General features: G+C 37.4%; 11 protein-coding genes. 6 read left to right on the top strand and 5 right to left on the bottom strand.

The window, feature by feature from the left end; translation table 11 throughout:
- Positions 1–430: 430 nt before the first annotated feature.
- Positions 431–1,087 carry a ribonuclease H family protein gene (locus tag HF876_RS18050; protein WP_169361444.1) on the top strand — a complete coding sequence of 219 codons (657 nt, stop codon included), beginning with the start codon at positions 431–433 and terminating at the stop codon, positions 1,085–1,087.
- Between the two features lie 39 nt (positions 1,088–1,126).
- Here HF876_RS18050 and HF876_RS18045 read toward each other — a convergent pair whose 3' ends face one another.
- The 3 genes from HF876_RS18045 to HF876_RS18035 form a co-directional block, all read right to left on the bottom strand.
- Positions 1,127–1,951 (bottom strand): aldo/keto reductase, encoded by an 825-nt coding sequence (locus HF876_RS18045; protein WP_169361443.1) that lies wholly within the window; start codon positions 1,949–1,951, stop codon positions 1,127–1,129.
- A 135-nt stretch (positions 1,952–2,086) separates the two neighbouring features.
- Entirely contained in the window at positions 2,087–2,482 is a 396-nt protein-coding gene (locus tag HF876_RS18040; protein WP_169361442.1) for a hypothetical protein, read from the bottom strand.
- A 74-nt stretch (positions 2,483–2,556) separates the two neighbouring features.
- A complete protein-coding gene (locus HF876_RS18035) occupies positions 2,557–3,042 on the bottom strand; it encodes a sigma-70 family RNA polymerase sigma factor (RefSeq protein ID WP_169361441.1) in 486 nt (161 codons plus the stop codon).
- Between the two features lie 254 nt (positions 3,043–3,296).
- On the opposite strand from HF876_RS18035, the gene HF876_RS18030 reads away from it, so the two are divergent.
- Both HF876_RS18030 and HF876_RS18025 read left to right on the top strand, forming a co-directional pair.
- Positions 3,297–3,797 (top strand): competence protein ComK, encoded by a 501-nt coding sequence (locus HF876_RS18030; protein ID WP_169361440.1) that lies wholly within the window; start codon positions 3,297–3,299, stop codon positions 3,795–3,797.
- A gap of 206 nt (positions 3,798–4,003) precedes the next feature.
- Positions 4,004–4,531 carry a hypothetical protein gene (locus HF876_RS18025; protein WP_169361439.1) on the top strand — a complete coding sequence of 176 codons (528 nt, stop codon included), beginning with the start codon at positions 4,004–4,006 and terminating at the stop codon, positions 4,529–4,531.
- A 39-nt stretch (positions 4,532–4,570) separates the two neighbouring features.
- Here HF876_RS18025 and HF876_RS18020 read toward each other — a convergent pair whose 3' ends face one another.
- Positions 4,571–5,884 (bottom strand): helix-turn-helix domain-containing protein, encoded by a 1,314-nt coding sequence (locus HF876_RS18020; protein ID WP_169361438.1) that lies wholly within the window; start codon positions 5,882–5,884, stop codon positions 4,571–4,573.
- Positions 5,885–6,021: 137 nt separating this feature from the next.
- On the opposite strand from HF876_RS18020, the gene HF876_RS18015 reads away from it, so the two are divergent.
- The 3 genes from HF876_RS18015 to HF876_RS18005 are packed head-to-tail and all read left to right on the top strand — an operon-like array spanning position 6,022 to position 10,297.
- Complete coding sequence (locus HF876_RS18015; RefSeq protein WP_169361446.1) at positions 6,022–7,530, top strand: AbgT family transporter; 1,509 nt, start codon at positions 6,022–6,024, stop codon at positions 7,528–7,530.
- 22 nt (positions 7,531–7,552) lie between these two features.
- Entirely contained in the window at positions 7,553–8,854 is a 1,302-nt protein-coding gene (locus HF876_RS18010; RefSeq protein WP_277347142.1) for an amidohydrolase, read from the top strand.
- 6 nt (positions 8,855–8,860) lie between these two features.
- Positions 8,861–10,297: a M20 family metallopeptidase gene (locus tag HF876_RS18005; protein ID WP_169361437.1), complete on the top strand. Its 1,437-nt coding sequence runs from the start codon at positions 8,861–8,863 to the stop codon at positions 10,295–10,297.
- 400 nt (positions 10,298–10,697) lie between these two features.
- On the opposite strand, the gene HF876_RS18000 is transcribed toward HF876_RS18005, so the two are convergent.
- Positions 10,698–11,684 carry a bile acid:sodium symporter family protein gene (locus HF876_RS18000; RefSeq protein WP_169361436.1) on the bottom strand — a complete coding sequence of 329 codons (987 nt, stop codon included), beginning with the start codon at positions 11,682–11,684 and terminating at the stop codon, positions 10,698–10,700.
- Positions 11,685–11,980 lie beyond the last annotated feature (296 nt).

Genomic DNA, 11,980 nt, shown 5'->3' with positions numbered 1-11,980 from the left:
TATTTTCGTAATTTTGCATAATGATCATCTCCTATAGGAAAGTTATGGTCATTTACACAAAATTTTATACGTTCTCTTGATTGTCGTAAAGTAATGCTGGATTGTAGTAAACTAGCTGCCTATTGTCGTAAATTTGGCTGGAGTAGGAGAGCGGTCGAGGATTGTAGTAATTTACGGGTTGATTGTCGTAAAGTAATGCAGGATTGTAGTAAACTAGCTGCTCATTGTCGTAAATTTGACTGGAGTAGGAGGTCGGCAGGGACTGCAAGCCTATTCTTGCATACCAAATACTCACTTAGTAAACGGATAAATGAGTTCCTTCTATTATAAATAGCTAAAACTTTCATAAACGGAACATAAAGCTGTATGAAACGGGTAAACTAGTTGTAATTATTCGAAGGAAATATTGGTGTAATCTGGGGGAGAATGGATGAAGATTCGTATTGAGTGGACTTATACAACGCCTAGAGGGGCAGAGACGTTTTTTCGGTCAGATGAAATGCCTGTTGCTAAAGCACTCCTTATTGCAGAAGATATTCAAAAAACAGGTAGAGTAAAGCAGATGGATTTTATTGATCAGTATGATAGCTCGTGGCTTTTAAAGGAGTTAAAGAGCTACTTGAAGAGTATTGAAACGGAGCCTCATAATGTGCGTGTTTACTTTGATGGAGGCTTTGATATTCAAACAAAGATGTCGGGTATGGGGTGTGTAATTTATTATGAGCAGAGTGGTAAGGCGTATCGCCTTCGGAGTAATGCTCCTTCCGCACATTTAATATCTAATAATGAGGCGGAGTATGCTGCTCTACATATGTGCTTGAAGGAATTGGAGCTGCTTGGTGTTCACCATTTGCCTGTGACGTTTATTGGTGACTCGCAAGTTGTTATTAATCAATTGAGTGGGGAGTGGGCAGTTATTGAGCCGAGTCTATCGGGTTGGGCCGATCGCATAGAAGCGAAGATGAAAAAACTTGGGATCGATCCTACGTACGAGGCGGTGCCGCGCAAGGAGAATAGTGAGGCAGACAGGCTAGCTACCCAGGCATTAAACGGCATCGAAATTACAGCCAACAGTGAACTACTATAAATAAAAAATCCACTTCCTTTAGGAAGTGGACTCTAATTTTTATCGAACATTCATCTCGTTTGGATGGGATCCTTTACGTCGATCCTTGTTAAGGGTTTTGATTTGTTCCATTTCATCGTTAGTTAATTCAAAATCAAACACCTGGAAGTTTTCTTCGATTCTCGATGGAGTAACTGATTTTGGGATTACGATGGTGTTGTTTTGTAAATGCCAGCGTAAAACGGTTTGTGCTGGTGATTTGCCATGCGTGTCTGCAATTTTTTGAATGATGGAATCTTGCAGGACCTCGCCACCTTGGTCTAGAGGACTCCATGCTTCTACAAAAATATTATGCTTGGCACAGAATTCCTTTAGTTTACTTTGATCTAAGTAAGGATGACATTCTACTTGGTTTAATACCGGTGGGATTTCACATTCCTCTAAAATGCGCTCTAAATGTTCTATTTCAAAATTGCAAACACCGATCGCCTTTACTCGTCCATCTTTGTATAGCTTTTCCATCGCTTTATATGTTTCAACATAACTATCAAATTGAGGGGTTGGCCAGTGAATTAAATATAAGTCAACATAGTCAAGACCTAGACGTTCCAGGCTTTCTTCATATGCGCGTAAGGTATTTTCGTAGCCTTGGTCGCTATTCCAAACCTTTGTAGTGATAAATAAATCTTCGCGAGCTACATCGGCATTTTTTAATGCCTCACCGACGCCTTCTTCGTTTTTATAAATCATTGCTGTATCAATGGAACGATATCCAGCTTCAATTGCTTTAGAAACTGCTTTCGTAGCTTCTTCACTTGGTACTTGCCAAACTCCAAATCCAAGCTGGGGCATTTTCAAACCATTATTTAAGGTAATATAATTCATTCTAGCATTACTCCCATCTCTCCTATATTTTGCATACAATTACCATTTTAGTTTAATAGAAAATAATTATTTTTGCATTTAATTGGAACTCCATTCAAGGAAAAAACCTGTACTCTAAGTACAGGCTTCTGATTACTATGGATTCATTCTTTTTGTGTTTTCTTGTTTCGCTGGAGAATCATTGTTGGATTCTTCTAGTGATTCCTCTGTAACAGGTGTTTGTTTTTTATGTGATTTTGGGTAGTTGTTTTTCCCTTTTTTATCTTGGGCATTAGCATTGAAGTATTGAATACTTGTCATTGCACCTTCTTCAATCATACGGTTATCATCTGGATCCCCAGGATCAGAAAACCCTGTTTTCGTCACATATGTTGGTGAATTTTTGCGTGAGTCCATATAAGAATCCATTTTTGCTTTGGTATTTTTTAAAGCGACCTTAGCTTTACTACGATTTTCTGTTTTATATAAATAAGTAATGGCGAAGGCTGCGACGCTTCCGATGAGTAATGCTTGCTTGTTAACTTTTGACATTCTTATCACTCCCTTTTGAGTCTTACTTAAATAATACCCACTTCAAATCTTAACCAAACACCTCCCAAATAAAATTATCCTCTACCCATCAAGCTCCTCATTTTACATAGTAGTCGTTCTCGTCTCTTTTTAATTCCAGAAACAGTTATTCCATACCTTGTAGCAGCTTGTTTGAGAGAGGTCTCCTCCACAAATAGCCAGCGTAATAATTCTTTTTCGTCGACCGATAATTGTTTTATAGCATTGGACAATTGGTCATGTTCAATAGTGGGGAGCTTGTCATTCTCTAGTAGGTTGCTCAATTGTTCTTCTTCTATAACTTGAAAACGTTCTTCGTTGAGATGTTCTTTTTTTAATTCATCGAGTAATGCTCCATAGATCGTCCGATAAGCAAAGGGAGTAAAGTCACCTTTGGTAGCATCATACTTTAACCAAGCTTTCCATAGTGCGATAAATCCAGCCTGTTTAAAGGTATCGTGGTTTTTATAAATATTTAATTTTCTTATGCAGGCAGAGATCATTGGCTTATAGTCATCTAAAATATCTTCAAAACGCTCCATATAATTTCCATTCCATCATGCATGACTATTTTTTTCCTAGGTATTCCATAGCATAACGAGAAGTCTCGCGATATTCGAATGTGGAAATATGAAGAATTGACATACATACGTTATATTTGTTTTGCAAAATTTTAATGAAATACGACAAAATAAATTAAAATCCATATTATATTAATAATTACAATTATTCAGTTAATTCAGACTATACAAAGGAGAGGGTATTTAGTATTATTTATTTAAGGGGAAACAGGGGAGTGAAAAAACTGCTGTATAACGATTCTTTATTGATAACGAGATATACACTTATGATTCAATCAGCATTTTGTGGGGGATATAAATCCATTATCACTACAACACATGGAGTTTTCAGATCTTCCTTATCCGTCAATCAACTACTGAATTTAGCATGTATTCGCCATGCTTCTACATTAGAAGGTCGAATGGAAGCAACTAAGAAAATGATGAATTATGCAAACAAGTCACCAATTTTAATAGCTGAAAAAATCGGTGCTTTTCCAACAAGATCTTATAAGGACTTAGAATGTATTTGGATATTTAATCATTTGTTTCAAATAGAGAACCAGGGAAGGGGTTTATGCAAGCTTACGTTTTATGACAAAATAAGCGTGGAAGTAGCTGTTTCTAAGTATACGTTGTTGAAGCAGCAGGAGCGATTACACACAACAATGAATTTATTTAGTATGTTAAGTGAGAAGGTAGACTTATTTGATTTGAAATTTCCAAACAAAATGTAATTAAATAGAAAAATAGTTTCTCCTTAATAAAACGGCTGTTTACTCCATAATCAGTCGCTTTTTTATATTAATATATAGTTCTTTAAACCTATATTAATGATACAATCTATCTATTACAATTGTTTATATACGTGTTGAATCAAATTATTGGTAAAAATGAAATAATATTTTGATGTAAAATGGTTTGAATATATGGAGGGAATAGAATGGACGTAGCTAACGTTTATGTCGACTTTAAACTTGCAGTTGAGGAGGGTACATCGTTCTTTAGAGTTCTTGCCCAGTGTTTCATCTATAAAGATTCTCATGACGATCCAATTCTAATAGGCGAAGCCTCCTTACATTTGTTTAATCCAGTAAAAACCTCTTATCTAGATCTTTGTGGAGAAGCAGATTGCTTGTCTGATAAGCTATCGTACTCTCTAATAAGTTTAGAAAAATTTTGTGAAGTAGATAAGATCAATAGTATCGTAGCTGTTTTTCATACATTGAATCTCAAAGAACCTTGGGATGAAAAGGAGCTTAGCATTGCCATTTATGAAAAGCTGGAGGATCAATTATCATTATTAAATGTTGAATTGATTTTAATTTCGAATAGCCGTCATCACGTAATCGATAACTTAACCAGTATATCACCGTACTATACTGAATTAGGATTTACATCTTACAACATAGAAAAAGAACCTATCATCATGTATAAGCAGATTTCCAGTACATATGTAGAGATAAATTAAAAGTAGGCAGCCAATTTTGTAATGATTGGCTGCCTACGTTTATACCTCCTCTAAATAAAGCTGATATACTTTTTTGGGTCGTCCTCTTAGTTTTTTTTGCTGCTGTGTCGTAACCTTTGCCGCCCCTTTTTCCTCTAGCTTTTTCAGAATACGATTGGCTGCTCTTTCGGTAATACCCAAGTGAATACTTAGGTCCTCCGCTGACAGGATGTTTGTTTGAAGCTTGTTCATTACTGCGATTATTTTCTTCAGCTGAAGGGACGTCGTGTTTAGCTTAGCGCTTAGCTTTTCTGTTGCAGAATCGTACTGAGTATCTACTTGAATATAGTCTTCGCTTCCAAGAGGTCCAATGAGCTTTGCCTCTTTTGTTAATATATAGGACTGTGTTTCCGAAGTTGTACATAAGTGAGCCGCTTTTTCTGCGTTTAACTGTGCTGCTTGAATAGAATTGCCAATTCCCCATCCAATTTTCACTACAAATGGTAGCTCGGCTGAAAGGTAGCTGACTAGTTTGCAGCTCTCCATGTCACTTGTTATTAGTTTGAAGTCGCAGTAATTCGTTATAACTTCATAGAAAAACGTATTTTGATGAATGATAAATTTCATATTATTTCCTCGGCTAAAGTCTAGGATTGCTTTGTATAAGGACATTTGTTTATATTCCAAATCTCTAAAATTTTCCCGTGTTATAGATAGCTCTAAATGTGCTATGACTACTTGATTTTCAATTAGCTGGAGTATTTGAATTTCTTTTAAGAGCTCATTTACTTTTTCGACCATGCTTCTTTGGGAAGGTACAACTAAAATTAAATTTATTCCATACGGCTTCAGTATGTCAGGAAGGCGACTCAGTCGTGTCATGCTAACATCTATTTTCCCTTCCTTCCAAAGCTTCACATGGTAGTTCGTCATTTTTTCATATACCTGGTGATCTGCATAGGACTGCATGGTTGCATCAAAGATATAAGGGAAGTCCTCTTTCTCAGTCCATTCCTTCACTCCAAGATAGTTATTTTCCTCATATAAAAAGTCTATCAAGCAACGTTTCATCTGAAAGTCTCGGTTTGTATACATATATTCAGATAATGCACGATAGAAGTCCGTTTGCGTAACATCAAAATGTAACATCGGAATGTCAATATCGGGGAAGTGCTGCTGGACAAAAAAGTGTGGGATTTGTCCGCTAAATAGAACTCCGTCGACTAATCGAATCTGCTCTAAAAAAATATCCTTTAAATGCTCTAATGATTGGTACACCATAAAACTATACTCACATGGTTCTACTGGTAGTGTTTCTACCTGCTTAACCCATTCTAGTGAATTCTCGGTAGTCAATATTAAAATGCGAGGCATATTTATAATGTTCTCCTTTTTCTAAAAATTTGTTGAATTTTGTCTAATTATAGTTTACCCTATTCTTTAAAGACAGGTACAAAAAGTGTCTTTTAATAAAAAAAGGGGTGATTATTATTACAACTAACAGTGTTGAAATGAAAGATAACGGTAAATTTTCCAAGTTTCTTTCTTTAGTTGAACGGATAGGAAATAAGCTGCCAGATCCATTTATTCTCTTTTTCTATCTAACTTTGGCATTAATGATTGTTTCAGCAATTTTAAATTTAGTTGGTGCAGAGGTTATCCACCCGAATACCGAGGAAACAGTTGCAGTTAAGAGTATTCTCTCGGGCGAAGGTCTCCAGTTTATACTAGCTAATACTCTGACCAATTTCACTAGTTTTGCACCGCTTGGTCTCGTACTAACAATTATGTTAGGAATCGGATTAGCGGAAAAAGTAGGTTTATTGGAAATGCTTATGAAGCGTGCCATTGTAAAAACACCTACTAAAATTATTACGTTTACCGTGTTCTTTATTGGTATTTTAGGAAATATCGCTTCAGACGCTGCATTTGTAGTAATTCCACCTTTAGCGGCTCTAGTTTTTCTATCTCTAGGCAGACATCCACTAGCAGGTTTAGCAGTTGGTGTAGCTAGTACAGGAATTGGTTTTACAGCAAATATACTAATCGCAGGAACGGATGCATTACTTTCTGGTATTTCTACGGAAATTGCTAAGGGTATTAACCCAGATGTAATCGTAACACCGCTAGATAACTGGTTCTTTATGAGTGTCTCTACGTTCTTACTTGCAGCCGTAGGGACCATTATTACTGAAAAGTATGTTGAGCCTAGACTTGGTACATATACAGGGAAGCAACAAGCGTTCTCAAAAGATATTAGCCCTTTGGAAAAGAAAGGATTACGAAATACGTTAATAGCAGCCATTATATTTATTGCAATTGTAGTTATTGGTATGCTGATTCCTAACTCTCCACTTTTAAATGAAGATGGCACTATTTTACGTTCACCATTTTTATCAGGGATTGTTCCTGTTTTGTTCTTGTTCTTTGTAACGGTAGGTATTGTCTACGGAGTTACGACAAAAAAAATTCAGTCTACAGCTGATGTTCCAAAAATAATGACAGAGGCGATAGGAAGCTTGTCTGGCTATATCGTTTTAATCTTTATGATTGCTCAGTTTGTTGCCTATTTTAACTGGTCGAATATAGCTATTTGGTTAGCTGTAAATTGCGCAGATCTATTAACAAAGTTCAATATGACAAATATTTTTGTTATCGTGTTATTTGTATTTTTAGTAGCATTTTTAAGTTTGTTTATCATTAGTGGCTCGGCTCTATGGGCATTAGTTGGTCCCGTATTTATCCCGATTTTTATGCTGCTAGGGTATCATCCCGCATTTATCCAACTAGCTTATCGTATTGGAGAGTCCTCTACGAATATGGTGACACCGTTGAATCCTTATTTTGCTATTATCTTATCATTCATGCACCTTTACGATAAAAAAGCAGGTATTGGTACGCTTATGTCACTAATGCTTCCGTATACTATTGTTTTCCTAATCGTTTGGATTGCTCTAATGTTAGTTTTTGCATTTTTCGGAATTCCAATCGGGCCAGGAGTATCCTTGTATTTAAATTAAATGAATTAAGGAGTGAACGTACTTGAGTTTATTTACAATTCCTTCGAATTCATTAGAACAAATGAAGGTATGGAGAAGAAGCTTCCATCAATATCCAGAGGTAGGATGGACAGAGTTTCGAACCGCTTCCATTATAGCAAATGAGCTGAAAAATCTTGGTTTTCAAGTGCAGGTAGGTAGAGAAGTAGTATCAGAGAATCGTATGGGAGTACCATCAGAGGAAATCCTAACGAAGGTTTATGAAAGTGCCGTGAAAAACGGGGGACATATCGAATACTTAGAAAAAATGGTCGGTGGATATACTGGGGTTGTAGGAACTATACAAGGCTCCAAGCCAGGGCCGACAATTGGTTTTCGTTTCGATATGGATGCTTTAGATATTTTAGAATCAAAAGAGACTACTCATCTACCGATAGAGGAAGAGTTTGTATCTGAATATGAAGGCAGGATGCATGCTTGTGGTCACGATGCTCATAGCTCGATAGGTTTAGGGCTGGCTACTATTCTCTCGCAAAATAAAGAGAATATAGAAGGGATTATCAAGATTATATTCCAGCCAGCAGAGGAAGGAGTGCGAGGAGCAAAGTCCATGGTCGATGCTGGTGTAGTAGATGACGTCGATTACTTTCTCAGCATGCATGTCGGTACAGGATCACCTTTAGGCACGGTAATTGGAGGTTCCAATGGGTTTTTAGCTACATCTAAAATAGATGCAACCTTCACTGGGAAGGCTGCTCACGCAGGTGCTGAGCCTGAAAAGGGTACGAATGCATTATTAGCTGCAGCCTCTGCCATTCTTGGACTTCACTCCATTTCGCGGCATAGTGGTGGGGCTTCTCGTATTAACGTGGGTACGTGCATAGCCGGGGATGGGCGGAATATTATTCCCTCTCATGCATCGTTAAAGCTTGAGACACGTGGAGAAAACAGTGTGGTGCATACCTATGTGCATGAGCAGGCTATTTCCGTATTGGAAGGGGCAGCTAAAATGCACGGGGCAAACCTTTCCTATGAAATTGTAGGTGAGGCAAGAACATGCTCTTCCTCCAATGAATTGGCGGAACTTGTGATTAAGGCAGCGAAGGAAGTTGCTGGTGTAAATGAAGTTATACCTACAGCTAATTTTGCTGCTGGATCAGAGGATGCGACATTCATGATGGAACGAGTCCAACAGAATGGTGGTTTATCTACCTATTCCATTTTCGGAACAACACTAGCAGCTGGTCATCATCATGAAAGATTTGATATCGATGAAGCGGTGCTACCTATTGCATTGCAAACTTGGTTAGCTACGATCGAACAAATTTATCAACATGAAAGGTGAGTGCTAATGATTAAAATAGAAGATCAAATAACTAGTCTAATAGAATCATACGAAGAGGAAATTATCCAACTAAGTGATCGTATATGGGATATTCCAGAAACAAGATTTCAGGAGTTCGAATCTTTTAAGATATTGAGTAACTTTTTAGAGGAAAAGGGCTTCATAGTGGAGAGAGGTGTCGGCGATATTGAGACTGCCTTTACCGCTACCTTTGGGCAAGGTGGGCCGAATATTGGTATTTTAGGTGAATTCGATGCGTTGTCTGGTTTAAGCCAAAGAGCTGGAAGTCCAGTCAGAGAGCCGATTATTGAAAATGGTAATGGACATGGCTGTGGACATAATCTTTTAGGTACAGCAGGGATAGCTGCTGCTCTTGCGGTGAAGGATTTGATCGAACAAGGCAAAATTACTGGTACCATCAAATATTTTGGTTGCCCTGGAGAAGAAGGCGGGTCGGGTAAAACGTATATGGTCAGAGACGGCGTCTTTGACGGGATTGACGCGGCCCTTACCTGGCATCCAAATTCGTATACGGGAATCTTTTCTTTTTCTTCGCTTGCGAATTATCAGGTTTATTTCTCGTTTGAAGGAAAGGCGGCTCATGCGGCTAACTCTCCACACTTAGGGAGAAGTGCGTTAGATGCTGTTGAGCTAATGAATGTAGGGGTTAACTATTTAAGAGAGCATATTATTTCCGAGGCAAAGGTACATTATGCAATTACCAATTCTGGAGGGGCGTCCCCTAATGTCGTTCAGTCAGATGCAGAAGTGTTATATTTAATCCGAGCTCCCCAGTTAAAAGATGTAGAAGCAATCTATCAGCGAGTTGTTAATATTGCGGAAGGTGCCGCGTTAATGACGGGTACAAAGCTCACGGTGAAATTTAATAAAGCCTGCTCTAATTATATTCCTAACCATACATTGAATGTTTTGATGGATGAAAAGCTTCAGCAATTTGGATTACCTACCTATAACAATGAGGAAATGGAATACGCTAAGGCGATGGCTAAAACTATTACTTCTGAAGAAGTCGAGGCTGCGGTAATTGATGCAGAAAAGCTTTCTGCATATACAGTTTCGGAAGAGTTTTATTCGGCAGATTCTCCATTCTTTACGGAAATTATTCCTTATGTGAAAAATCGTGAGGTCATGCAGGGCTCGACCGATGTAGGGGATGTCAGCTGGATTGTGCCAACTGCTCAGTTTTTCACGACTTGTTTTGTAGCGGGAACACCGTTACACACATGGCAGCTCGTATCTCAGGGGAAGACATCATTAGCACATAAAGGATTGATCTATGCGAGTAAAGTATTAGCTGCAACTGCAGTAGATTTGTTTGATAATCCACAGCTGATTGACGATGCAAAAAAAGAATTATTAAAGCAAGTGGGAGATGGATACCAAAATCCACTACCAGCAGATTTACGCCCAAGCGCTATGTAATATGAAAAATTAATCGAAACTAAAAAACAGACCAAAAAGAATAATTCTTCTTGGTCTGTTTTTTCAAATTGCCGTATTTTGATAAGGGTTAGGTGAAGAAAAAGTGATTCGTTAAACCAATTGCAATGCCTACTATACCCGCACTAATAAAAATTATGCCATGTGTTCTTCTATTCTTGTGTCGCATATATAAACCGGAGGCAATTTGTCCAAAACAGATCATTAGCAACAAGAAAAGTAAGATCGGTCTCATATTTTTTTCACTCGATTCTACATAAGTATTATTTGTTTGCTAATTAATAATCAACTATCTATTTTATTAAATCTTTCTATCTAACATTCCCTTGAATTATGAAATAGTTTATAGCTGTCGGCAAGCTCTACTATCCACTACGCTAAACTAGAATTCTTCTACACGTTTTACTTCCAATGGTTTGTCTGAAGCAGATGTATTTTTATTTTTAATTTCGCGCTTTGCCCAATAGGTTGCAAGGAATGTACCGGTAATAACCTGCCAAGCAGAAGAAAATGCACTTGGCAACGCAGCTAATGGAGAGAAGTAACTATTAGCCAATGACACTCCTAATCCAGCGTTTTGCATACCTACTTCGATAGATATTGCACGCTGGTCCTGCTTAGATAATTTAAATAGTTTTGCTGCAAAGTAACCGAGAAGTAAACCAAATGCATTATGCAGTAACACAGCAACAAATACTAAAACTCCAGCTGTTGCAATATTCTCTTTATTACCAGCAATGATCGCAGAAATAATAATAGTGATAGCTACTATTGAAACGAGTGGTAGAATCGGAATGCTTTTTTCTGTAACAATCGGTAGAAACTTGCTTACGACTAACCCTAAAATAATAGGTATGATAATAACTTGGATAATAGACATAAACATGGACATCGGATCAACTGGAAGCCATTGCCCGGCAAATATGAGCAGTAGCAAGGGAGTCATCACGGGTGCAAGTAATGTAGAAACACTTGTCATGGTAATAGATAAGGGGACATTTCCTTTTGCTAGGAAGACCATGACGTTAGATGAGGTGCCTCCAGGAACACTTCCGAGTAATACCAATCCTGCTGCAAGTTGTGGCGGAAGATTTAATAGATATGCTATTACGAAAGCAATTGCTGGCATAATGGAAAATTGAGCAACCAGCCCTATTAATACAGGGATAGGATTTGTAAAAACGAGTTTAAAATCAGAGGCTTTAAGCGTTAGCCCCATTCCAAACATGACAATACCGAGTAAAATCGTTATGTATGCAGAAAACATGGTGAACATACTTGGTGCCATAAATGCTAGTACGGAAAACAAGATTACGATAAAGGCAAAATACTTACCTGCAAAGTTACTAATTGATTGAAGCGTTTTCATTTCTTTCCTCCTTATTCACCTGTTGGTGTCATAATATAATATTGATTATATTATATTTTAATATATAAACAACTAATTTTTATAATTTTTTGATTATTTTAATTATTAATTTTATCCCATCAGTTTCTATGAAGAACATATTTTATTTATACTTAAGGCTTTTCTAAGATGTTGTAATATCCTGATTTATCCCACTTATCCCAATGAAGTCGTTAATAATGATGCTAGTATGGATGTATGGACACAAGTTAGTTAAGTCTCTATCCTATAAATAGAGAGGACGTGTCCGGAATGAA

The sequence above is a fragment of the Psychrobacillus sp. BL-248-WT-3 genome, from assembly GCF_012843435.1.
Classification (GTDB): Bacteria; Bacillota; Bacilli; order Bacillales_A; family Planococcaceae; genus Psychrobacillus.
This window is presented reverse-complemented; position numbering and strand designations above follow the sequence as displayed.